General features: G+C 71.2%; 21 protein-coding genes. 15 read left to right on the top strand and 6 right to left on the bottom strand.

Annotated features, from left to right (window positions below; translation table 11 throughout):
- The first annotated feature begins 13 nt into the window (after nucleotides 1-13).
- From BR98_RS10395 to BR98_RS39165, 3 genes are all read left to right on the top strand, one after another.
- Complete coding sequence (locus tag BR98_RS10395; RefSeq protein WP_035841937.1) at nucleotides 14-1,267, top strand: helix-turn-helix domain-containing protein; 1,254 nt, start codon at nucleotides 14-16, stop codon at nucleotides 1,265-1,267.
- A 15-nt stretch (nucleotides 1,268-1,282) separates the two neighbouring features.
- Nucleotides 1,283-1,639, top strand: a complete 357-nt coding sequence (locus BR98_RS10390) for a hypothetical protein (protein WP_035841933.1) — start codon at nucleotides 1,283-1,285, stop codon at nucleotides 1,637-1,639.
- Between the two features lie 421 nt (nucleotides 1,640-2,060).
- Nucleotides 2,061-2,771, top strand: coding sequence for an LAETG motif-containing sortase-dependent surface protein (locus BR98_RS39165; protein ID WP_198042153.1), 711 nt, complete (start codon nucleotides 2,061-2,063; stop codon nucleotides 2,769-2,771).
- Nucleotides 2,772-2,841: 70 nt separating this feature from the next.
- On the opposite strand, the gene BR98_RS10380 is transcribed toward BR98_RS39165, so the two are convergent.
- Together BR98_RS10380 and BR98_RS10375 are read right to left on the bottom strand one after the other, a co-directional pair.
- Nucleotides 2,842-3,561, bottom strand: coding sequence for an ABC transporter permease (locus BR98_RS10380; RefSeq protein WP_051969654.1), 720 nt, complete (start codon nucleotides 3,559-3,561; stop codon nucleotides 2,842-2,844).
- Nucleotides 3,562-3,602: 41 nt separating this feature from the next.
- Complete coding sequence (locus BR98_RS10375) at nucleotides 3,603-4,532, bottom strand: ABC transporter ATP-binding protein (protein WP_035841924.1); 930 nt, start codon at nucleotides 4,530-4,532, stop codon at nucleotides 3,603-3,605.
- Nucleotides 4,533-4,688: 156 nt separating this feature from the next.
- Between BR98_RS10375 and BR98_RS10370 the strand changes: the two genes are divergently transcribed.
- The 9 genes from BR98_RS10370 (at nucleotide 4,689) to BR98_RS10330 (ending at nucleotide 12,626) form a co-directional block, all read left to right on the top strand.
- Nucleotides 4,689-5,543 (top strand): helix-turn-helix transcriptional regulator, encoded by an 855-nt coding sequence (locus tag BR98_RS10370; protein WP_035841921.1) that lies wholly within the window; start codon nucleotides 4,689-4,691, stop codon nucleotides 5,541-5,543.
- Nucleotides 5,540-6,955, top strand: coding sequence for a Fe-S cluster assembly protein SufB (gene sufB, locus BR98_RS10365; protein ID WP_035841919.1), 1,416 nt, complete (start codon nucleotides 5,540-5,542; stop codon nucleotides 6,953-6,955). Before BR98_RS10370 ends, sufB begins: the two co-directional genes overlap by 4 nt.
- Before the next feature lie 59 nt (nucleotides 6,956-7,014).
- Complete coding sequence (gene sufD, locus BR98_RS10360; RefSeq protein ID WP_035841917.1) at nucleotides 7,015-8,247, top strand: Fe-S cluster assembly protein SufD; 1,233 nt, start codon at nucleotides 7,015-7,017, stop codon at nucleotides 8,245-8,247.
- The gene (locus BR98_RS10355; protein ID WP_035841915.1) at nucleotides 8,244-8,561 is read left to right on the top strand and encodes a bifunctional 3-phenylpropionate/cinnamic acid dioxygenase ferredoxin subunit; all 318 of its coding nucleotides are present in this window, start codon (nucleotides 8,244-8,246) and stop codon (nucleotides 8,559-8,561) included. Before sufD ends, BR98_RS10355 begins: the two co-directional genes overlap by 4 nt.
- A 5-nt stretch (nucleotides 8,562-8,566) precedes the next feature.
- Nucleotides 8,567-9,331, top strand: a complete 765-nt coding sequence (gene sufC / locus BR98_RS10350) for a Fe-S cluster assembly ATPase SufC (RefSeq protein ID WP_035841913.1) — start codon at nucleotides 8,567-8,569, stop codon at nucleotides 9,329-9,331.
- A 5-nt stretch (nucleotides 9,332-9,336) separates the two neighbouring features.
- A complete protein-coding gene (locus BR98_RS10345; protein ID WP_324606667.1) occupies nucleotides 9,337-10,602 on the top strand; it encodes a cysteine desulfurase in 1,266 nt (421 codons plus the stop codon).
- A 14-nt stretch (nucleotides 10,603-10,616) separates the two neighbouring features.
- Nucleotides 10,617-11,069, top strand: a complete 453-nt coding sequence (gene sufU, locus BR98_RS10340) for a Fe-S cluster assembly sulfur transfer protein SufU (protein WP_035841911.1) — start codon at nucleotides 10,617-10,619, stop codon at nucleotides 11,067-11,069.
- A gap of 11 nt (nucleotides 11,070-11,080) precedes the next feature.
- Nucleotides 11,081-11,467 carry a metal-sulfur cluster assembly factor gene (locus tag BR98_RS10335; RefSeq protein ID WP_267886045.1) on the top strand — a complete coding sequence of 129 codons (387 nt, stop codon included), beginning with the start codon at nucleotides 11,081-11,083 and terminating at the stop codon, nucleotides 11,465-11,467.
- Nucleotides 11,468-11,582: 115 nt separating this feature from the next.
- Nucleotides 11,583-12,626 carry an AraC-like ligand-binding domain-containing protein gene (locus BR98_RS10330; protein ID WP_035841909.1) on the top strand — a complete coding sequence of 348 codons (1,044 nt, stop codon included), beginning with the start codon at nucleotides 11,583-11,585 and terminating at the stop codon, nucleotides 12,624-12,626.
- 207 nt (nucleotides 12,627-12,833) lie between these two features.
- Here BR98_RS10330 and BR98_RS10325 read toward each other — a convergent pair whose 3' ends face one another.
- On the bottom strand, nucleotides 12,834-14,171 hold the full coding sequence (locus tag BR98_RS10325) for an MFS transporter (RefSeq protein ID WP_083976236.1): 1,338 nt from the start codon (nucleotides 14,169-14,171) through the stop codon (nucleotides 12,834-12,836).
- Between the two features lie 270 nt (nucleotides 14,172-14,441).
- Here BR98_RS10325 and BR98_RS10320 point away from each other — a divergent pair, with 270 nt between their 5' ends.
- Nucleotides 14,442-16,079: a hypothetical protein gene (locus tag BR98_RS10320; RefSeq protein WP_157537582.1), complete on the top strand. Its 1,638-nt coding sequence runs from the start codon at nucleotides 14,442-14,444 to the stop codon at nucleotides 16,077-16,079.
- Here the strand turns inward: BR98_RS10320 and BR98_RS10315 are convergent.
- Together BR98_RS10315 and BR98_RS10310 are read right to left on the bottom strand one after the other, a co-directional pair.
- A complete protein-coding gene (locus BR98_RS10315; RefSeq protein ID WP_035841907.1) occupies nucleotides 16,057-16,518 on the bottom strand; it encodes an SRPBCC family protein in 462 nt (153 codons plus the stop codon). The genes BR98_RS10320 and BR98_RS10315 overlap by 23 nt on opposite strands.
- A complete protein-coding gene (locus tag BR98_RS10310; protein WP_035841902.1) occupies nucleotides 16,518-16,961 on the bottom strand; it encodes a VOC family protein in 444 nt (147 codons plus the stop codon). The genes BR98_RS10315 and BR98_RS10310 overlap by 1 nt, the downstream gene beginning before the upstream one ends.
- A 242-nt stretch (nucleotides 16,962-17,203) precedes the next feature.
- On the opposite strand from BR98_RS10310, the gene BR98_RS10305 reads away from it, so the two are divergent.
- Nucleotides 17,204-18,409: a hypothetical protein gene (locus BR98_RS10305; RefSeq protein ID WP_035841900.1), complete on the top strand. Its 1,206-nt coding sequence runs from the start codon at nucleotides 17,204-17,206 to the stop codon at nucleotides 18,407-18,409.
- On the opposite strand, the gene BR98_RS10300 is transcribed toward BR98_RS10305, so the two are convergent.
- Nucleotides 18,406-20,022: a PucR family transcriptional regulator gene (locus BR98_RS10300; protein WP_232247315.1), complete on the bottom strand. Its 1,617-nt coding sequence runs from the start codon at nucleotides 20,020-20,022 to the stop codon at nucleotides 18,406-18,408. The genes BR98_RS10305 and BR98_RS10300 overlap by 4 nt on opposite strands.
- Before the next feature lie 148 nt (nucleotides 20,023-20,170).
- Between BR98_RS10300 and pruA the strand changes: the two genes are divergently transcribed.
- Entirely contained in the window at nucleotides 20,171-21,799 is a 1,629-nt protein-coding gene (pruA, locus tag BR98_RS10295; protein WP_035841898.1) for an L-glutamate gamma-semialdehyde dehydrogenase, read from the top strand.
- Nucleotides 21,800-21,887: the final 88 nt, after the last annotated feature.

Below are 21,887 nucleotides of genomic sequence, written 5' to 3'. Positions count from 1 at the left end.
ATCGGGGACATCGGTGGCGCGGAGGCGTGATCGTTTTGTCGAACGGCGTAGGACGCTGGGCTACAGTCAGGAGAAGCTCGCAGAGCAGCTGGGGGTTGCCCCCTCCACGATCGTGCGCTGGGAGAACGGCAGGGCCACTCCCCAGCCGTTCTTACGCCCGAAGATCGCTCGGCTCCTGAGGGTCACCGCCGTGGAGCTGACAGGTCTTCTGACATCAGACCGGCAGGCGTCCACCGGCGCGGTGATCTCGGGAAACCCTTCGAATGCTGGTGATGCTGAAGATATGAAACGCCGTGACTTCCTCGGGCTGCTGACCATAACCGGGACGCTTGTCGCGCTACCGCCGACTGATGCACAGGCCGAGGCCGAGGCGCTCACGCCTTCGGCCGAGACAGCCGTCCAGATGGCCCCACACCTCTGGCGTGTGTTCGGCCTCGCCGAGTCCAAACAGGACGTCTATCCGCTTGTGCGCCAGCAAATCGGTGCGCTCGCACGAGGCTTGGAAACGGTCCGCACCGAGGCTGGGCACAAGCAGCTGTGCGCGACGGCGGGAGAGCTCTACCAGTTGGCCGGTGAGATCTTCTTCGACGCCAACCGCTATGCCGACGCAGCGCACTGCTACACCCTGGCAGCCACCGCGAGCAGGGAGGCCGGAGCCCACGACCTCTGGGCCTGCGCGATGACAAGGCACGCATTCATCGAGCTGTACGAGCGCCGGTTCTCGGTGGCCGCGCCGATGCTGTCAGCGGCCTCAATGGTTGCTCAGCGGGGCGACGATCAGCTTTCCACGCGGTACTGGGTGGCGGCGGTCCAGGCAGAGGCCTACGCGGGCCTCGGCGATCTGGGGTCGTGCAGCAGGGCGCTTGATCTGGCAGACCAAGTCCATTCGTTGGGAGGCGAGGTGCACAACGGCGGCTGGCTGCGGTTCGACGGTTCGCGGCTCGCCGAGGAGCGCGGGACCTGCTACCTCGAACTGGGCCGGCCGGACCTCGCAGAGCAGTCATTGATGGCGGCACTGCAGCAGGACTTGTCGCTTCGTCGACGCGGGGCGGTTCTCGCGGATCTGGCCGCGCTCGGTGCGCAGCGCGGGGATCTCGATCAGGTGATGCACTACAGCGAGGCCGCTCTGGAGGTGGCCGGACAGACTGGGTCCGGATTCATCGGCAAGAAGCTGGCTGGGCTTCAGCCGCGCCTTGCGACGATGCCGAGAGATGGTCGAGTGTCGGACCTGTATCAGCGGATCGCGGCGCTCTCCAGCGCTGCCTGACGACAAGGAGTCGATGTGACGGACGATGGTCGAGTCTTCCGTGAGGCCTGGATCGACGGTGTGAAGAAGCACTTCCCCGGCGAGCCGAAGCCCGGTTACATCACGCCGTGGGATGACACGCCCGCGTGGGAGCGGCAGGCAGCCGCAGCCGTGTTCGGGCAGGTGCGTGACTTCGTGGTGGTCAGTGGGGGCACTGCCCGAAGGCTCAGCCGGGAGCAGAAGGGGCGCTTCGTGGCGCTGTGCTGGATCGCCCAGATCCACAAGCACATCGAGGATCCGAAGCCGTCGTACGTCGCCGACTGGGACGAGCTGCCCGCCTGGCAGCAGGAGACCGACGCGGACATCTTCGAGCGGATCGAGCAGGCCGTCTGACGTCGTTCGCCGGGTAGCGAAGAGAAACGGGCAGCGTGGAGGAGCCTCTGGAGGCTTGGTACGCCCGGCGTCGGCCGGAGGGCGCCCGCCGTGTCGTTCGCGCTCGTTGACCGTGGCGGTGTGGGCCGTGGGTGGCGGCATTGTGGTGGCCGCTTGGCGGCGGGCGGTCCGGAGGGGCTGAGCTTTCGTCAACTGTGTGTGAGGGAACCCCTGGTGATCAGCCCTGATCGCCGGGGGTGATTCGTTCGTCGGCAAACACAGGCACACCGACTTTTGAACCGCCAGATCCGATCCGGTCGTTCTGTTTGGGGGGTCACCGACAACAAGTGGCGGTAGAGTCCCCACACACCAGATGTAGCCGGTCGCTCACTGCTCCATTCAACGCCCGTGCTGCACAACCCCATTCGGAAGGATCATGGTTATGGCGCGACAAGGGCGGATATCCGGTCGGACGCTCGCCGGGGCAGCGGCACTCGCGGTGATCGGTACCGGTGCACTGGCCACCGACGCCTGGGCACACCACCCCACCATCAGCGCGACGTGCTCGACGGTGACGGTCGACCTCACCGACTACAACGACAAGGTGACCAACACGGTCACCGTCACGGTGGGTGGCCAGAAGGTGGTGGACGCCGAGAAGTTCGGCAGCTCGTACCACCACGTGTTCCAGGTGCCGGCGCACACCAAGCCGGTGCTCACGGTGCTGGACGTGGCTGCTGGGGACGACCTCAAGGGCGACAACAAGTGGAGCGGTGAGTGGACGGCGACCTCCGAGGTCTGCCCGACCCCCACGCCGACGCCCACCCCGACGCCCACTCCCACCCCGACCCCGACCCCGACCCCCACCCCGACGCCCAGCCACACCCCGACGCCGACTCCGAGCCCCACCATCCCGGTGCCGACCACTCCGGCGCCGACCACCCCCGCGCCGACCACCGCCGCGCCCACTTCGGCGGCCCCGAGCAGCAAGGCCCCGACCTCGGTCGCGCCGACCCCGTCGCCCACCGGCCCGGTGTTGGCCTCCACCGGTGGCGGCAGCAATGCCGGTCTGATCGCGGGCATCGGTGCCGCGGTGGTCGTGGTCGGCGGTGGCCTGGTGTTCTTCGGCCGTCGTCGGGCCGGTCGTCACTGAGTGCCTGAGTAAGCAGTAAAGGGGCGCGGACCATCGGTCCGCGCCCCTTTCATGTCAGAGGGTCACACGCCTACTCCCAGCGGAAGAACCGCGCCGCCGCGGCCAGGCCGAGCACCGCCCAGACCGCCAGGATGCCCAGGTCCGACCACGGCACCCCGGCGCCGGCCTGCAGCACCGAGCGGAGCCCGTCCGAGAGCGCGCTGATCGGCAGCAGTTCCAGTGCGCCGCGCACCGCCGAGGGGAACTTGGTGAGCGGCACGATCACCCCGCCCGCCAGCAGCAGCAGGATGAAGACCAGGTTGGCGGCGGCCAGCGTGGCCTCGGCCTTGAGCGTGCCGGCCATCAGCAGCCCGAGGCCGGAGAAGGCGGCGGTGCCCAGCACCAGGAGCAGCACCACGGACACCGGGTTGCCGTGCGGGGACCAGCCGAGCGCCAGCGCGATCACCGAGAGCAGTGCCACCTGCAGGGCTTCGGTCACCAGTACGCAGCCGGTCTTCGCGGTGAGCAGCGCCCAGCGCGGCAGCGGGGTGGCGCCGAGGCGCTTGAGCACGCCGTAGCGGCGCTCGAAGCCGGTGGCGATGGCCTGGCCGGTGAAGGCGGTGGACATCACGGCGAGGGCCAGCAGGCCGGGTGCCAGGAAGTCGACCCGCTTGCCCGGGCCGGTCACGGACACCACGTCGACGGCGCTGAACAGCACCAGCAGCACGGCCGGGATGACCACGGTGAGCAGCAGCTGCTCGCCGTTGCGCAGCAGCATCTTCGTCTCGAGGGCGGTCTGCGCGAGCAGCATCCGGCCGACGGGAGCGGCACCCGGCCGCGGGGCGTAGGTACTCACGAGCGCAGCTCCCGGCCGGTCAGTTCGAGGAAGACGTCTTCGAGGCTTCGGCGTTGCACCGTCAACGTGGACGGCATCACGCCGACGCCCGCGCACCAGGCGGTGACCGTGGCGACCAGCTGGGGGTCCAGTGGTGCGGCGTCCACCCGGTAGGAGCCGGGGGCGAGTTCGACGGCCGAGGCGCCGTCGGGCAGCACCTTGGTGAGTGCGCCGAGGTCGAGGCCGGCGGGTCCGGCGAAGTGCAGGCTGCTCTCGGCGCCGCCGCGGCAGAGCTCCTCGGGGGTGCCGGTGGCGATCACCCGACCCTGGTCGACGATGGCGACGGCGTCGGCCAGCTGTTCGGCCTCGTCCATGTGGTGGGTGGTGACGACCACGGTGACCCCGTCCCGGCGCAGGTCGCGGACCAGGTCCCAGGTGGCGCGGCGGGCCTGCGGGTCGAGGCCGGCGGTCGGCTCGTCCAGGAAGACCAGCTCGGGCCGGCCGACCACGGCCATCGCGAGGGCGAGCCGCTGCTGCTGGCCGCCGGAGAGCCGGCGGTAGGTGGTGCGGCCGCAGGAGCCGAGGCCGAGGCGCTCGACCAGCGCCGGGACGTCCAGCGGGTTGGCGTGCAACCTGGCACAGTGCGTCAGCATTTCGACGGCGCGGGCGCCCGGGTACACGCCGCCGGACTGGAGCATCACGCCGATCCGGGGCCGCAGCGCGGCCGCTTCGCGGACCGGATCCAGGCCGAGCACCCGAACCGTGCCGGCGTCGGGGCGGCGGTAGCCCTCGCAGGTCTCGATGGTGGTGGTCTTGCCGGCGCCGTTCGGTCCGAGCACGGCGGTGACGGTGCCGCGCTCGATGCGCAGGTCAAGGCCGTCCACGGCGGTCTTGTCGCCGTAGCGCTTGACCAGCCCGGCCACGTCGACCGCGGGTGTGGAATCCATACCGGCGAGTGTAAGAGCCCGCAACCGGGCTCCCCGACGGCGCCCCGGCTGGATCGTTCAGGCAGGTCAGGTAAGGCTTACCTGCGTGATGGATCCCACCGTTGAGGCGTGGATCACGGCTTGTTCGGCTGGGATTAATTACGCAACAATGGTGTTGTGAAAAACATGCGCGAGCACCAGCAGGAGTCGGAGGTCGAGTCGACCCCCGGGTTCCCGGTGCCCGCGACCTCGGCGGAGGTGCTCCTGGACGGGCACCGGGCGACCCGTGACCGGGTCGCTCGTTCGATTCTGGACCACGGTCCGTCCTCCGCCGCCGACCTGGCCAGCCGGCTCGGCCTCACCGCCGCCGCCGTCCGCCGTCACCTGGACGGTCTGGCCGCCACCGGTTTGGTCGAGTCCCGCGAACAGCGGGTCTACGGCAGCCGGGGCCGGGGTCGTCCGGCCAAGGTCTTCGCGCTCACCGAGTCCGGTCGGGACGCCTTCTACCAGGCGTACGACCAGCTCGCGGCCGACGCGCTGCGCTGGATCGCCGAGGCGGTCGGCGGCGGCAAGGCCGGGGAGGAGGCGGTCGCCGCCTTCGCCCGGGCCCGCTTCGGCCGGCAGGGCCAGAAGTACCTCACCGTGCTGGAGCAGGCCTCGGCCGACCAGCGCACCGAGGCGCTCGCCGAGGCCTTGAGTGCCGACGGGTACGCTGCCACCGTGCGGCGTGTCCCGACCGCCACGGCGTCGAAGGCGCCGGCCGGCGCCCAGCTCTGCCAGCACCACTGCCCGGTCGCGCACATCGCCGAGCAGTTCCCCCAGCTCTGCGAGGCGGAGACGGAAGTCTTCTCCCAGCTGCTGGGCACCCATGTGCAACGGCTGGCCACCATCGCCCACGGCGACGGGGTCTGCACCACCTATGTGCCGGCACCCGGTGCCGCACCGTCGCCCCGTCCGGGCTCCGGTGCAGCGCCGACTGCCGGTACGACCACCGAACCACCCGCTACGTCCGCGCGGAGGAACCCCGCATGACTGACACCGTTTCCCACCCGGAGCTCGAAGGTCTGGGCACCTACGAGTACGGCTGGTCGGACCCCGACGCGGCCGGCTCGGTGGCCAAGCGCGGCCTGAGCGAGGAGGTCGTCCGCGACATCTCGGGCAAGAAGTCCGAGTCGGAGTGGATGCTCAACCTGCGTCTCAAGGGCCTGAAGCTGTTCGAGAAGAAGCCCATGCCGACCTGGGGTTCCGACCTCTCCGGCATCGACTTCGACAACATCAAGTACTTCGTGCGCTCGACCGAGAAGCAGGCTGAGTCCTGGGAGGACCTGCCCGCCGACATCAAGGCGACCTACGACAAGCTCGGCATCCCCGAGGCCGAGAAGCAGCGCCTGGTCGCCGGTGTCGCCGCGCAGTACGAGTCCGAGGTCGTCTACCACCAGATCCGCGAGGACCTGGAGGAGCAGGGCGTCATCTTCCTGGACACCGACACCGCGCTCAAGCAGCACCCGGAGCTCTTCAAGGAGTACTTCGGCACCGTGATCCCGGCCGGCGACAACAAGTTCGCCGCGCTGAACACGGCCGTGTGGTCCGGCGGATCGTTCATCTACGTGCCGAAGGGCGTGCGCGTGGACATCCCGCTGCAGGCCTACTTCCGGATCAACACCGAGAACATGGGCCAGTTCGAGCGGACGCTGATCATCGTCGACGAGGACGCCTACGTCCACTACGTCGAGGGCTGCACCGCGCCGATCTACTCCTCGGACTCGCTGCACAGCGCCGTGGTCGAGATCATCGTCAAGAAGGGCGGCCGCTGCCGCTACACGACGATCCAGAACTGGTCGAACAACGTCTACAACCTGGTCACCAAGCGCGCCGTGGCGTACGAGGGCGCGACCATGGAGTGGATCGACGGCAACATCGGTTCCAAGGTCACCATGAAGTACCCGGCCGTCTACCTGATGGGCGAGCACGCCAAGGGCGAGACCCTGTCGATCGCCTTCGCGGGCGAGGGGCAGCACCAGGACGCCGGCGCCAAGATGGTGCACCTGGCGCCGAACACCTCCTCCAACATCGTCTCCAAGTCGGTGGCGCGCGGCGGTGGCCGCACCTCCTACCGCGGTCTGATCGAGATCGGCGAGGGCTCCAAGGGCGCCAAGTCCAATGTGCTCTGTGACGCGCTGCTGGTGGACACGATCTCCCGCTCGGACACCTACCCGTACGTGGACGTCCGCGAGGACGACGTGTCGATGGGCCACGAGGCGACCGTCTCCAAGGTCAGCGAGGACCAGCTCTTCTACCTGATGAGCCGTGGCATGACCGAGTTCGAGGCGATGGCGATGATCGTCCGCGGCTTCGTCGAGCCGATCGCGCGTGAGCTGCCGATGGAGTACGCGCTGGAGCTCAACCGGCTGATCGAGCTGCAGATGGAGGGTTCCGTCGGCTGACGCCCAGTCAGCTTGCAGGACCACCGGAACTTTTGAGGAAGAGAGCAAAACGAACAGCCATGGCTGACGTCAACACCCCCTCCGGCTCCACCACCGCCGGGTCGATCGAGGTCGGCACCGCCGGTGCGGGCGCCCAGCTGGCCGGTCCCGGCACCGGTCGGGCCACCGTGCAGCAGCCGATCGACGCCCGCGTTTCGGTCAAGCCGTCCTACGACGTGAACGACTTCCCGGTGCCCACCGGCCGCGAGGAGGACTGGCGGTTCACCCCGCTGCACCGCCTGGCCGGTCTGCACGACGGCTCGGCCCTCACCGCCGCCACCGGCGAGGACAAGGTCGAGTTCAGCCTGCCGGACGGCGTCACCGCCGACCTGGTGGGCCGGGACGACGCGCGGGTCGGCAAGGCCGGCAAGCCGGTCGACCGGGTCGCCGCGCAGGCGTTCAGCGCCTTCGAGCAGGCGCTGGTGGTCACCGTCCCCAAGGACGCCGTGCTCACCGAGCCGGTGAAGATCGACGTGCACGGCGAGGGCGGCGTCCGGTTCGCGCACCTGGTGATCGACGTCAAGCCGTTCGCCGAGGCCGTCGTGGTGCTCAACCACACCGGCACCGGCACCCGGGCCGCCAACGTCGAGCTGCTGCTCGGTGACGGCGCCAAGCTGACCTTCGTCTCGGTCCAGGACTGGGAGCGCGACGCCGTGCACACCGCCCAGCAGACCGCGCTGGTCGGCCGGGACGCCTCGCTCAAGTCGGTCGTGGTCACCTTCGGCGGCGACCTGGTGCGCATCCACCCCCGGGTCACCTACGCGGGCCCCGGCGGCGAGGCCGAGCTCTTCGGCCTCTACTTCGCCGACGCCGGCCAGCACCTCGAGCACCGCCTGCAGATCGACCACGACACCCCGCACTGCCGGTCCAACGTGGTCTACAAGGGCGCGCTGCAGGGCCAGGACGCGCACGCCGTCTGGGTCGGCGACGTGCTGATCCGGGCCGCCGCCGAGGGCACCGACACCTACGAGCACAACCGCAACCTGGTGCTCACCGACGGCGCCCGGGTCGACTCGATCCCGAACCTGGAGATCGAGACCGGCGAGATCGTCGGCGCCGGCCACGCCTCGGCCACCGGCCGCTTCGACGACGAGCAGCTCTTCTACCTGCAGTCCCGCGGCATCCCGCAGGAGGAAGCCCGCCGCCTGGTGGTGCGCGGCTTCTTCGCCGAGCTGGTCCAGCAGATCGGCGTGCCGGAGATCCACGACCACCTGATGGAGAAGATCGAGGCCGAGCTGGCGGGCGTGGCATGAGTTACCTGAAGGTCTGTTCGCTGAGCGAGCTGGCCGAGGACACGCCGCGGCGCGTGGAGGTCGGCGGCATCGCCGTCTCCGTGGTGCGCACCGAGGGCGAGGTGTTCGCGATCAACGACATCTGCTCGCACGCGAACGTGTCGCTCTCCGAGGGCGAGGTCGAGGACTGCCGGATCGAGTGCTGGCTGCACGGCTCCAGCTTCGACCTGCGTACCGGCAAGCCGTCCGGACTGCCCGCCACCAAGCCGGTTCCCGTTTACCCCGTAAAGATCGAAGGGGACGATGTGCTCGTCTCCGTCACCCAGGAGTCCTGAGCAACATGGCTACCCTTGAAATCCGCGACCTGCACGTCTCCGTCGACGCCGAAGGCGGCCCGCGCGAGATCCTCCGTGGCGTCGACCTGACGGTCAAGCAGGGCGAGACGCACGCCATCATGGGCCCGAACGGCTCCGGCAAGTCCACCCTGGCCTACTCGCTGGCCGGCCACCCGAAGTACACCGTCACCAGCGGCGAGGTGCTGCTGGACGGCGAGGACGTGCTCGCCATGTCGGTGGACGAGCGGGCCCGGGCCGGCGTCTTCCTGGCCATGCAGTACCCGGTCGAGGTGCCCGGCGTCTCGGTCTCCAACTTCCTGCGCACCGCGGCCACCGCCGTGCGTGGCGAGGCCCCCAAGCTGCGGCTGTGGGTCAAGGAGGTCAAGGAGGCCATGGCGGCGCTGCACATGGACCCGGCCTTCGCCGAGCGCAACGTCAACGAGGGCTTCTCCGGCGGTGAGAAGAAGCGCCACGAGATCCTCCAGCTGGAGCTGCTCAAGCCGAAGATCGCGATCCTGGACGAGACCGACTCCGGCCTCGACGTGGACGCGCTGCGCCAGGTGTCCGAGGGGATCAACCGGGTCGCCTCCACCGGCGAGGTGGGGACCCTGCTGGTCACCCACTACACCCGCATCCTGAAGTACATCAAGCCCGACTACGTGCACGTCTTCTCGGCCGGTCGGATCGTCGAGTCCGGCGGTGCGGAGCTGGCCGACAAGCTGGAGAACGAGGGCTACGCGGCTTACGTGAAGGGTGGCGCTTCCGAGTGACAATCATTCATCCCGGCTCGACGCTGAGCGGTCTGCTCGACACCGACGCGATCCGCAAGGACTTCCCGATCCTGCAGCGGGTGCTGCACGACGGCAAGCCCCTGGTGTACCTGGACAACGCGGCCACCTCGCAGAAGCCCCGTCAGGTGCTGGACGCGCTGAACGCCTACTACGAGCGGCACAACGCCAACGTCCACCGCGGTGTGCACGTGCTGGCCGAAGAGGCCACCGCGCTGTACGAGGGCGCCCGGGACAAGGTCGCGGCGTTCATCAACGCGCCCAGCCGGGACGAGGTGATCTTCACCAAGAACGCCTCGGAGTCGCTCAACCTGGTCGCCAACATGCTCGGCTGGGCCGACGAGCCGTACCGCGTGGACGCGGACGCGGAGATCGTCATCACCGAGATGGAGCACCACTCCAACATCGTCCCGTGGCAGCTGCTCTCGCAGCGCACCGGCGCGAAGCTGAAGTGGTTCGGGCTGACCGACGAGGGCCGGCTCGACCTGTCCAACATCAACGAGCTGATCACCGAGAAGACGAAGATCGTCTCCTTCACGCTGGTCTCCAACCTGCTGGGCACGGTCAACCCGGTCGAGGCGATCGTCCGGCGCGCCCAGGACGTCGGCGCGCTGGTGCTGATCGACGCCTCGCAGGCCGCCCCGCACATGGTGCTGGACGTGCAGGCGCTGGAGGCCGACTTCGTCGCCTTCACCGGGCACAAGATGCTGGCGCCGACCGGCATCGGCGTGCTGTGGGGCCGGCAGGAGCTGCTCGAGGACCTGCCGCCGTTCCTCGGCGGTGGCGAGATGATCGAGACCGTCACCATGGGCTCGTCCACCTACGCCCCCGCGCCGCACAAGTTCGAGGCCGGCACCCCGCCGATCGCCCAGGCGGTCGGGCTGGGCGCGGCGATCGACTACCTGTCGAACATCGGCATGGAGAAGATCGCCGCCCACGAGCACGCGATCACCGAGTACGCGGTGACCCGCCTGCAGGAGGTCCCCGACCTGCGGATCATCGGCCCGCGCACGGCCGTGGACCGCGGTGCCGCGATCTCCTTCGTGCTCGGCGACATCCACCCGCACGATGTCGGCCAGGTGCTGGACGAGCAGGGCATCGCAGTCCGGGTCGGCCACCACTGCGCCCGCCCCGTCTGCCTGCGGTACGGAATTCCGGCGACCACCAGGGCGTCGTTCTACCTGTACTCGACGCCGGGCGAGGTGGACCAGCTGATCGACGGCCTGCACCACGTCCGCAACTTCTTCGGCTGAGGAGTGGCTGCGGCATGAAGCTCGACTCCATGTACCAGGAGATCATCCTGGAGCACTACAAGAACCCGCACGGCAAGGGGCTGCGCGACGGCGACGCCGAGGTGCACCACGTCAACCCGACCTGTGGCGACGAGATCACCCTCCGGGTGCGGCTCGACGGCCCGGTGGTGGCGGACGTCTCCTACGAGTCCCAGGGCTGCTCGATCAGTCAGGCCAGCGCCTCGGTGCTGAACGACCTGGTGGTCGGGAAGACCGTCGGCGAGGCGCAGGCGATCCAGCAGGCCTTCCTGGAGCTGATGCAGAGCAAGGGCCAGGCCGAGGGTGACGAGGACGTACTGGAGGACGCGGTCGCGTTCGCCGGTGTCTCCAAGTTCCCCGCCCGGGTGAAGTGCGCACTGCTGAGCTGGATGGCCTGGAAGGACGCCACCGCCAAGGCGCTCGCCGAACACCCCGTCGTCAACGACTGAAGGAATTACTCATGAGCGACACCGAGGCCGGCACCCCGGCCGAGGCCGCAGTCGAGGGACCGACGGTCATCGTCGGCAGCACGGCCGGCACCGTCTCCGTCGAGGACCTCACCGAGGCCCTGATGGACGTGGTCGACCCCGAGCTGGGCATCGACGTGGTCAACCTGGGCCTGATCTACGGCATCCACATCGACGAGTCCGACGTGGCCACCATCGACATGACCCTCACCTCGGCGGCCTGCCCGCTGACCGACGTGATCGAGGACCAGGCCAAGACCGCCACCGACGGCCTGGTCCAGGACCTGCGGATCAACTGGGTCTGGATGCCGCCGTGGGGCCCGGACAAGATCACCGACGACGGCCGCGAGCAGCTGCGCGCGCTGGGCTTCAACGTCTGACCCGCCGTCATCGCGCACCATCGCGCTGCCGCGTGGATCGCCCCGAACGGGGGCGGGCCACGCGGCAGTTTGCGTCGCTTCAAAGTCTTTCGAGAGTCGCTTCAGGGGGAGTGCGATGCGGTCCACGCTGTCGTCGGCCGAGGTGCCGGCGGGGGAGCGGTTCGACTGGTTCGCCGAGGTGGTCGCCAGCGCGCTGATCCCGACCGTGCTCCGGTGCTCGCAGCCGGGTGAGTTCCTGGCGGACGTCTCGGTGCTCGACCTCGGCCCGGTGCAGGTGTCGACGTTCGACTACGGCGCGGTGCGGTCCTGGCGCACCCCCGCCACGATCAGGCGCAGCGACCCCGAGCAGTACCAACTGGCCCTGGTCACCGGTCGCCCGATGTGGATCTCGCAGCAGCGCAACGACTCCGGACGGTTCCTCGACGACCTGGTGCTCTGGGACACCTCGCGCCCGTTCGAGGCCGGCGTGCTGGACGGGAGCGGACCGGACAGCCTGGTTCGCGCCACCATCATCCAGTGGCCCAAGGACACCTTCCCGTTCCGGCCCGAGCGGGTCGACCGGCTGCTCGCCCGGCGGATCGCCGGCAACCAGGGCATGGGGGCGATCCTGGCCCAGTACCTCACCTCACTGGGAGAGCACGCGGGCGACTGCGGGCCTGCGGAACGCGACCGGCTCGGCCGGGTCGCGATCGACCTGGCCACCGCCTGCCTGGCCCAGCAGCTGGACGCCTACGACGAGTTGCCGGCCGAGACCCGCGCGCAGGTCCTGCTGGAGCGGGTCAACGCGTTCATCGAGCACAACCTCGGCGACCCGCGGCTGACACCGCAGGCCATCGCCGCCCGCCACCACATCTCGGTGCGCAGCCTGCACCTGCTGTTCCAGGGACAGCGGGAGAGCGTCGCCGCCTCCATCCGCAGCCGCCGGCTCGGCCGGTGCCACGCCGACCTGAGCGACCCCGCGCTGCTCGACCGCCCGGTCCACGCCATCGCCGCGCGCTGGGGGTTCACCAGCGCCGCCGTCTTCAGCCGGGGCTTCCGCGAGGCCTACGGGTTGAGCCCCAGCGAGCTGCGCCGCCTGACCGAGCAGAGCGGCTGCCTGGAACGTCAACGAGGCGTGCGCCTGGTGCAAAGTCCCGAGCCCGGCCCGGTCCTAGGCTGACGGACGTCCAGCCGGAACCTGCAACAGGAGAGTCCAGTGGTGAACCGTCCACGATGCGTGGGAACAGCGGGCTCCCCGAACGCCTAGACCCGAACGCCCAGACCCGAACGTACGCCGGATGCATGGCCAACGGCCGGGTGCCCTCCGTCTTCCCCACCCCCACCGGAGGGCACCCGGCCGTCGTCGATGCGTCCGGCAGACCCGGCGTCAGCGGCGCCGCAGCACCGCGCCGGCCAGGGCCAGGCAGCCGGCCGCGGCGACTGCCGCGAAGCCGCTCACGGCGGGCAGCAGGCCGCAGCTGCGGGCCAGTGCGCCGACGGCGACGATCGGCAGCGAGCTGCCGAGGTAGACGATCACCCACAGGGTGCTCATCTGGCTCGCGCGCGAGGCCGGGTCCATCGCGGCGACCGCGCTGGTGAACAGCGAGCGGAAGGCGATGCCCTGGCAGGTGCCGCCGAGGACGCTGCCCAGGAAGAGCAGCGCCGGCAGGTCGGCGTACTGGGCGACGACCACCAGGCTGAGGCCGCCGGCCAGGCCGGTCATGCCGAGCGCGATCAGGCGCGGCGAGCGGGTGGGCGGGACGAGCAGCTGGGCGGTGGCGGAGGAGCCGAGCAGCAGGGCCGCGACCACCGCGCCGACCATCCGCGAGTGGGTGTGCAGCAGTCCGGCCGAGAAGGCGGGGGCCAGGCTGAGGTAGACACCGAAGACCGCGTAGGAGATGAAGCCGGCACCGGCCGCGAGCAGGAAGGTCCGGCGGCCCTGGACCGGCAGCGCGAGGCGGCGCGGCTTGAGGTGGAAGGCGGTGGTGATCCGCGGCGGCTCGGTGGGGTGGCGGCGGGCGCCGGGCATCCGCGGGTGCACCAGGGCGAGCGGGACACACAGCGTCAGCAACGCCAGGGCGTGCACCAGGAACGGGGTGAGCAGCGGATTGCGGCCGCCGGCCAGCGCGGCGCCGACGATCGGGCCGAACGCGACACCGCCCGCCGAGCAGGCCAGGGTGAGCTTGGCGGCCAGCGTCGGGTGGTCGGGCAGCAGGTCGCCGAGCGCGGCGCCGGCGGCGCCGGTGGCCAGCGCCACCGCGATGCCCTGGACGGCGCGTCCCACGGCCAGCTGGCCGAAGGAGTGCGCGGTGGCGAAGATCGCGTCGCCGCTGGCGGCCAGGCAGACCGCGGGCAGGATCAGCGCGCGCCGGCCGAGCAGGTCGGACCAGTGGCCGACTGCGGCCAGCACCGGGACCAGGGCGAAGACGTAGACGGTGAAGAGCAGCGTGGTGTCGAAGGCCGTCAGGCCGAGGCGCTGCTGCAGCAGCGGGTAGACCGGGGTGGCCAGGTTGGCGCCGATCAGCAGCAGCAGCAGGGCGGCGGCGACGAGGCCGACCCGCACGCCGCGCAGGGCGTTCCAACGGCTGACGCCGGAGAGCTGGAGCTGGGTCCGTGGTGCGAGCTCCAGGGGGAGCAGGGCCTCCGAGAGCCGGGTACCGCTGCCGCTCGGACCGCTGAGGGTCGCCGAGGGCAGGCCGGAGCCGGCGGGGGAGAGGTCCGCCATGGCAGGGGTCTCCTGATGTGGCCGGGCGCCACCGCGAGACGGCGGGGTGTGCCGGCAGTCGGAGCGCGCTGTGGTTCTTGGGGTGTGCCGGGCGTCCTTGCCCAGGCGTGACCGCGCGCGGGGTGGGCACGGGGTCATAGGAAGGATACGTGGTGGTACCCGGGCGGCGTGCACGGGTGGCGCGCGCCCCCCGCAGGACGGGCGCCGTGACGGGCCAGGCCGATACGCTGATCGCAGTGCAGCCCCGCCCTTTTGAGGAGATCGCGCCTGATGGCCGGACGACGCCGCAAGAACACTGACCACCCGTCGGCGACCGGGCCTGGCGAGCTGCCCGCGGAGAGTCTGCTGCCGGCCGACTTCGAGCTGGCCGACCTGTACGGCGCACACGGCTCGGACGAGGAGGAGGACTTGGACGACCTCTCGGTCCTGGTGCCCCCGGTGCGCCTGCTCCCCGAGTCGGAGCTGGCCGCCGCCGCGCTCGCCGTCCCGCTGCTGGACCGGGCGATCAAGCTGGCCCGGTGGAGCGCCCCGACCCGTCCGGTGGACGACCTCGGTGACCTGCTGGACGGGGACCGGGAGGCCGCCGCCCGGTTCCTCGGCCTGGCGCCCGCCGACGGCGAGGTCCCCGAGGAGGCGGTCCTGGAGGCGATGCGGGTCTGGTCGCTGGCCGGGGACCTCGAGCTGGTGGTGCTCGCGCACGACGAGGCGGGCAACCGGGCCGGCGGGCCGAGCCAGGAGCTGGCCCCCGTGGAGGCCGGCGACTCGGAGGCGGTGCTGGAGCTCTGGCTGGCCGCCGCCGACGTGATCGCCGAGCTGGCGGCCGAGATCGAGCCGCTGGACGCCGAGCCGGACGCCGGTGAGGAGGCCGACGAGGAGCGCGCCGAGCAGCTGCTCGCCCAGTACGAGGAGGTCCAGGAGGAGGCCGCCGAGCTGCTGGACGAGGCGCTCCAGGTGCTCTACGAGACCACCGCCTTCGCCGAGCCCGGGCAGGAGACCATGCCGCTGGGCGTGCTCGCCGCGCTGCTGGTGGTGCCCGAGGGCGAGGAGCCGGACGAGGAGATGCTCGGCGACATCACCGATGTGATGGTCGCACTGGACCCGATGCTCGCCGACCTCGCCGAGATCGGGCTGCTGGAGTACCAGCCGATCGACCCCGACCTCTTCGACGAGGAGGAGGAACCGGAGTCCGGCGGCGAGCCGAGCGAGCGGGAGCCCGCCACCGGTGAGCTGGACGAGGCGGAGGCGGCCCGGTTCGGGCTGGTCCGGCTCACCCCGCTGGGCCAGTACGGAGTCCGCCAGTGGCTGCTGGACGAGGGCTACGAGGCGCCGCTGATCGGCGAGTACGCCACCGGGGACGCCGCCGCCCTGCTGCAGGGCATCGCGGAGGCCGCCAACGTGCTGCCCGAGCAGGAGATCCGGGCCTGGCTGACGGACCGTGAGCCGCTGGCGGCCGCCCGCGAGCTGCTCGAGGCCGCCCGCGGCAGCGACCGCAGCGCCCCGCTGCGCCGGATGCTCGCCCAGTTGGCGCTGGGCGAGCTGGGCCCGGCCGCCGAGCCGGCCGTCCGCGAGGTGCTGGAGGACCCGGAGCTGGGCGGCGGCGCGCGGGCCTGGCTGGTCTCCCAGGGAGTGACCGGGGTGCCGGCGCCGGAGCGGTCGATGGTGCTGTGGACCACGGTGGACACCTTCGCCGCCCAGCTGCTGGACAGCGAGGGCGACGCCGAGCTGCTGCGCGAGCTGATCTCCGGGATGCCGGTGACGGACAATCCGGCCAGCTTCTTCGGCGAGCTGTGGCGGGTCGACCACCCCTACACCGCGCAGGTGCTGGAGGCGGTCGGCGAGCTGCACGTGGACCGGCTGGTGGCCAAGGAGGCCCGCAAGGCGGCGTTCAAGGCCCGTTCGAAGAACTGAGCAGGCGTCGCAGGCCGCGCTCGCCCGCACGCATCATCAGGGCGTGGTTGACCAGGAAGAGCGGCCGCCCGGGCAGCGCGAGCCGGCGCATCAGCGGCTTGCCCGGGCGGACCTCCTCCTCGAAGACGGCACGACTGGCGCCGGGGCCGTCCGGGCTGACGGTCCACCGGGACCAGCCGGCCAGGTCCCCGGTCAGCTCCGCCTCCAGCACCCCGGCGGCCTCGTCCTGGCGCCGCTCGCGGGCGATCAGCACCAGCTCGTACGGCAGCACCGAGCGGATCCGCACCCGCCCGGAGCTGTCGTCCAACCGCTCCACCTGGCGCACCTGCGGCCACCAGCGCGGATACTCCTCCACCTCGCGCAGCGCGTGGTAGACGGCGGCGGGCGGCGCGGGCAGCCGCCAGCTGCTGACCAGGTGGTAGTGGTTGAAGTCCGGCATCAGGGCAGGTCCAGCTGGCCCCGTTCGGTGAACGGGAAGAACGGATTGTGCGCCAGCTCCCAGAGGTGGCCGTCCGGATCCTCGAAGTACCCGGAGTAACCGCCCCAGTCGGTGGCGGCCGGCGGCTTGACCACCGAGGCGCCGGCCTCGACGGCGACGGCCAGCGCCGCGTCCACCGCCTCGGGCGACTCCAGGTTGATCGCCAGGGTGACACCGCGGAAGGCGGGCTCGCCGCTCGGTGGGATGCCCGCGTCGGCCGCCAGCTCGTCGACCGGGAAGAGGCCGAGCGCCGAGTCGGCGGTGCGGAACCAGACGATCTCCGGGCTGGAGGCGGCGGACCGCTGCCAGCCGAGGGCCGCGTAGAACTCGGCGCTGCGGGCCAAGTCGGTCACGCCGAGGGTGACGATACTGATCCGGGCGGGAACCCCGTGCTCTGCTGTCATGTCTTTCAGCGTAGGCAGGGGCACCGACAAGATAGGGCCGACGGGCGGGTGACGGGGGCCGGACCGCGGATCTGCCAACCGTACGAGGGAAGCTGATGGCCCCGCAGGTCCCGCGCACGTATCGTGGGCGAACGCGGTCCGGCCCGTCCGGGCGACCCCCCTCCCGGCCGGGCGGCCGGAAGGTGCCCCAGCCGCAGTCGGCCCGCGACCGAACGACGGCGAGCCCCGGGGGTGCGGCGAAGGTGACGATCAGCAGCGACAGCTGGGCCGCGGAGCCGGGGGGCGACCTCTTCGCGGTCAACGAGGAGCGCCTGGAGGTCCAGGAACGGACCGTCCGCCAGATCTTCGCCGAACTGGACTTCGTGATCTACGGCGTGGACCGCGGCGGCCGGGGCGTGCGCGGCAACCGGGCCGACAGCAGTGCGGCCGACGGCAACGCCACTGACTGCGACGCGACCGACAGCGACGCGATGAGCGACTACGAGACGCTCAACGGCGACATCTCCTGGTTCGAACTGCGGTCCGGCGACTGGAGCTCGCTGGACGGCCCGTACGTCACGGTGCGCACCTACCAGCCCGGGATCGAGCGGCACACCCCGCTGCCCGAGCTGGAGGAGCTGATCGAGCGCGAGCGGGACCGGGTCTACGAGCAGCTCGGCCTGGACGAGGGCGACAGCCCGGGCCGGGTCCGCAGCCTGCGCGAGTGGATCAACGTCGGGGGTGAGCCGACCCCGGTGCAGATCCACGAGGAGCGCGGGGTCGGGCACGGCCCCACCGCCAAGGCCCGCACGGTCTGGGCCGGCCGGCTGATGGTCTACGGCTCGGTGGTGCTGCTCTGCGGGCGCGGGATCGAGCCCGCCGACGTCGACCTGCGGTACCTGAGCGGACGGGACCACGACCGCTTCATCACCGGCCGCACCGAGCTGCTGCGCCAGGTGGAGATCGCCAAGCTGCAACGGATGGCCCAGGCCAGACGCGGCCAGTCGGCGCTGACCGGGCTGGACGCGCACCGGCTGCTGATCGAGTCCAGTGTGGAGCGGGCCCTCGCCGAGCGGGCCCACCTGGCCTCCTGCGGTCGGGTCAAGCTGCCCCGGCGGTTGCGGGTCGGCGAGCCGGTGGAGCAGTGGACGGCCGCGATCCGGCAGCAGATGCGGTACGCCTCGGAGACCCGGCGGGAGGCGGCGGCCGCGGTGCAGCTGATGGTCGGTCAACTGTGCCGGCTGGCCGAGAAGACCGACTGGCTGGTCGGCAGCGCGGACGGCCGGGCGGCGTTGGAAGAGGTGATCCGCTACACCGTCTTCGCCAGCCAGGTGCCCAGCCTGCCCGCCCAGCTCGCCTGGGCGGAGCTCCAGCGCCGCCCGGCGGACAGCCCGCCGGGCAGCACCCTGCGCTGCGAGGCGGCCTGGCTGGCGGCCTGGGAGCAGTGGCGCCGCGAACGAGCCCGCTAAGCCCCGCTCCTGGGGCCGCCTTCTTCGTTGGGCAGCCGCAGTTGGAGCATCGCGAGCAGTCGCTGCTGCGGTTGGGCCAGGTCGATGCCGGTGAGCTGTTCGGCGCGGCGGACCCGGTAGCGCAGGGTGTTGGGGTGGATGTGCAGGGCCTGGGCGGCGACCCGCACCTCGCCGAGCGCGTCCAGCCAGGCCCGGACCGATTCGGCGAGCCGGGTGCCGTGCCGCACGTCGTAGGCGGTGAGCGCGGACAGCCGCGGGTCGCGCAGCGCCGGCCGCTCCTGCAGCAGCGCCAGCACCTCGCTGACCAGTACCTCCGCCTGCACGTCGATCAGCGCCGCGACCTCCGGCACCACACCGCCGCGCCCCATCGCGTCCAGGATCCGGTCGGCCTGGGCCCGGGAGGCCGGCACCTCGGACAGCCCGCCGACCGTGCTGCCGATCGCCGCCCGCAGCTCCACCGCCAGGTGGTCGCGGGCCGCGTCCACCACCTCCTGCGCCCAGTCCCGCACCGTGCTGGTCGCCAGGTTGGCCGGCAGGTCGGGCAGCAGCACGTAGATCCGCCCGTCGATCGGGGCCAGCACCGCCCCCCGGTGCCGGGCGGCGGTGTGCACCGAGATCAGGCCGGTCACCTCGGCCCGGCCAGGATCGGTGCCCGGCGCCGCGTACGCCAGCACGGTGGCCGGGCGGTGCGGCTGCAGTCCGAGGTGGGTGGCCAGTGACTGCGGGCCGGTGCTGCCCTCCAGCAGTCCGGTCAGCAGGGTCTGGGTGAGCCGGACGTCCGCCGAGACCTCCCGGCGCCGGCGCACCAGCTGTCCCGCCGCCACCCGGGCCGCGCCGACCAGTGCCTGCTCGGCCTGCGGGGCCAGCGGCTGCGAGCCCTCCTGCACCCAGATGGTGCCCAGCGGCTGGGCGCCGGCCCGGATGCCGATCGCCAGCCGTCGGCGCAGCCCCAGCTCCGGGTGCGGCTCGACCGGGATCACACTGTCCGAGCTGCGCAGATGCTGGAAGATGCCCCACTCGCGCAGCTTGGACAGGTACGGCTCGGGGCCCTGCCAGCCGAGGATGGACAGCCGCCGCAGGTCGTCCACCTCGTCGGAGTCGGCCGAGCGGGAGTAGGCCAGCACCCGGCTGGAGGTGTCCTCGATGGAGACGATGCCGCCGGTCAGCACGGCGGTGGTCTGGGCGAGCGAGAAGAGGTCGCCGGCGTTGTGCTCGGGGCTCTCCGGCGCGTCCGGGCCACTGATCACCGCCCGGGCCAGCGCGTCCAGGTGCTCCCAGCGGGTCTCGCGGCGGACCGAGAGCAGTGCCACCCCGGCCTCGGTGGCGGCCTCGCGCAGCGCGTCGGCCTGGCCGGGGGCGTCGAGTTTGACGGCGACGGCGGCGGCCCGGGCCCGGCCCGCGGCGCGCAGGGCGGGCAGCGCGGCCCGGCCACGGGCGCCGATCGCCAGCACCAGCTCGCCGGGGGCGGCGGTGGCCGGGTCCTCGGGGTCGAGGATCGCCACGTCCCGTACCGGCACGTCGAGTCCGGCGGGCGCGGCCTGCAGCTCGACCAGCGGCTCGCCGAGCGACATCAGCAGCTGGCGCAGCGGGATGCCGGCGGCCGGAGTACTCACGTCGCTACCTTCATCCATTCGAACAATGCCGTATGGATGACTTTAGCCGCCTGGCCAACCATGTGGGCCTGCCTCCCGGCTTAACGTTCCTCCATGGCCGACGTGCGACCCTCGTCGGCTCCATGACGAGAAGGAGAGCGTGCGCGCCATGGATGCTGTGACCCAGGTCCCCGCGCCGGTGAACGAGCCGGTCCACAGCTACGCCCCCGGCAGCCCGGAACGGGCTCGCCTGGAGGCCAAGCTGAAGGAGCTGGGAGGCCAGGAGCCTGTCCAGCTGACCATGACGATCAACGGTGAGCGCCGGATGGGCGCCGGCGCCGAGATCCACGTCGTCCAGCCGCACAACCACGCGGCTCGGCTCGGCACCCTGCGCAACGCCACCCAGGCCGACGCGCAGGACGCCATCGACTCTGCCCTGGCGGCTGCCCCCGCCTGGCAGGCGCTCTCCTTCGACTCGCGCGCCGCGATCTTCCTCAAGGCCGCCGACCTGCTGGCCGGCCCCTGGCGCGAGACGCTGGCCGCCGCCACCATGCTCGGCCAGTCCAAGACCGCGCAGCAGGCGGAGATCGACACCCCCTGCGAGCTGGTCGACTTCCTGCGCTTCAACGTGCACTTCGCCCGGCAGATCATCGCCGAGCAGCCGATCTCCTCGGACGGCGTGTGGAACCGCAGCGACCACCGCCCGCTGGAGGGCTTCGTCTACGCGATCACCCCGTTCAACTTCACCGCCATCGCGGGCAACCTGCCCACCGCCCCGGCGCTGATGGGCAACGTGGTGCTGTGGAAGCCGTCCCCCACCCAGCAGTTCTCCGCGCACCTGCTGATGCAGCTGCTGGAGGAGGCCGGCCTGCCCAAGGGCGTCATCAACATGGTGACCGGTGACGGCCTGGCGGTCTCCGAGGTCGCGCTGAAGCACCCCGCGCTGGCCGGCATCCACTTCACCGGCTCCACCGCCACCTTCCAGCACCTGTGGCGCGAGGTCGGCACCAACATCGCCGGCTACCGCACCTACCCGCGGATCGTCGGCGAGACCGGTGGCAAGGACTTCCTGGTCGCCCACCCGTCCGCCGACCCGAAGGTGCTGAAGACCGCGATGACCCGCGGTGCCTTCGAGTTCCAGGGCCAGAAGTGCTCGGCGCTCTCCCGCGCCTACGTCCCCGCCTCCCTCTGGGCCGGCCTGAAGGACGAGTTCCAGGCCGAGGTCGAGGGCCTGACCATGGGTGACGTCAGCGACCTGAGCAACTTCATGAGCGCCGTGATCGACGAGCGTGCCTTCGCCAAGAACAAGGCCGCCATCGACCGCGCCCAGGCCGACCCGACCGTCGAGGTGCTGGCCGGCGGCAGCTACGACGACTCGGTGGGCTACTTCGTCCGTCCGACCGTGCTGGTCTGTGCCGACCCGGCCAGCGAGTACTTCCGCGAGGAGTACTTCGGCCCGATCCTCGCCGTGTACGTCTACCAGGACGACCAGTACGAGGAGATGCTCGCGCAGATGGAGTCGGTCTCGGCCTACGGCCTGACCGGTGCGATCATCGCGCAGGACCGCGCGGCCGCCCAGGACGCGATGCTCAAGCTGCGCAACGCGGCGGGCAACTTCTACATCAACGACAAGCCGACCGGTGCCGTCGTCGGCCAGCAGCCCTTCGGCGGCGGCCGCGCCTCGGGCACCAACGACAAGGCCGGCGCCAAGCAGAACCTGATGCGCTGGACGTCGACCCGCTCGATCAAGGAGACGTTCGTCCCGCCGACGGACTACCGCTACCCGCACATGGGCTGACCCCACGCCCTGTGCCTCCCCGGGGCGGCGGCCCACCCTCAGCCGCCGCCCCACCCTCTCTACTTGACCTTCCTGCCATCCCCCACAG

Source organism: Kitasatospora azatica KCTC 9699 (genome assembly GCF_000744785.1).
GTDB classification, from domain to species: Bacteria; Actinomycetota; Actinomycetes; order Streptomycetales; family Streptomycetaceae; genus Kitasatospora; species Kitasatospora azatica.
Note: the sequence above shows the minus strand (reverse complement) of the source record. Positions and strands in the feature narration are given on the sequence as shown.

Excerpts from the sequence above, each read along its gene's own strand:
- BR98_RS39165 (WP_198042153.1), top strand. The coding sequence starts at position 2,061 with ATGGCGCGACAAGGGCGGATATCCGGTCGGACGCTCGCCGGGGCAGCG.
- BR98_RS10380 (WP_051969654.1), bottom strand. The coding sequence starts at position 3,561 with ATGCTGCTCGCGCAGACCGCCCTCGAGACGAAGATGCTGCTGCGCAAC.
- BR98_RS10375 (WP_035841924.1), bottom strand. The coding sequence starts at position 4,532 with ATGGATTCCACACCCGCGGTCGACGTGGCCGGGCTGGTCAAGCGCTAC.
- sufB (WP_035841919.1), top strand. The coding sequence starts at position 5,540 with ATGACTGACACCGTTTCCCACCCGGAGCTCGAAGGTCTGGGCACCTAC.
- sufD (WP_035841917.1), top strand. The coding sequence starts at position 7,015 with ATGGCTGACGTCAACACCCCCTCCGGCTCCACCACCGCCGGGTCGATC.
- BR98_RS10355 (WP_035841915.1), top strand. The coding sequence starts at position 8,244 with ATGAGTTACCTGAAGGTCTGTTCGCTGAGCGAGCTGGCCGAGGACACG.
- sufC (WP_035841913.1), top strand. The coding sequence starts at position 8,567 with ATGGCTACCCTTGAAATCCGCGACCTGCACGTCTCCGTCGACGCCGAA.
- sufU (WP_035841911.1), top strand. The coding sequence starts at position 10,617 with ATGAAGCTCGACTCCATGTACCAGGAGATCATCCTGGAGCACTACAAG.
- BR98_RS10335 (WP_267886045.1), top strand. The coding sequence starts at position 11,081 with ATGAGCGACACCGAGGCCGGCACCCCGGCCGAGGCCGCAGTCGAGGGA.
- BR98_RS10330 (WP_035841909.1), top strand. The coding sequence starts at position 11,583 with ATGCGGTCCACGCTGTCGTCGGCCGAGGTGCCGGCGGGGGAGCGGTTC.
- BR98_RS10325 (WP_083976236.1), bottom strand. The coding sequence starts at position 14,171 with ATGGCGGACCTCTCCCCCGCCGGCTCCGGCCTGCCCTCGGCGACCCTC.
- BR98_RS10320 (WP_157537582.1), top strand. The coding sequence starts at position 14,442 with ATGGCCGGACGACGCCGCAAGAACACTGACCACCCGTCGGCGACCGGG.
- BR98_RS10315 (WP_035841907.1), bottom strand. The coding sequence starts at position 16,518 with ATGCCGGACTTCAACCACTACCACCTGGTCAGCAGCTGGCGGCTGCCC.
- BR98_RS10310 (WP_035841902.1), bottom strand. The coding sequence starts at position 16,961 with ATGACAGCAGAGCACGGGGTTCCCGCCCGGATCAGTATCGTCACCCTC.
- pruA (WP_035841898.1), top strand. The coding sequence starts at position 20,171 with ATGGATGCTGTGACCCAGGTCCCCGCGCCGGTGAACGAGCCGGTCCAC.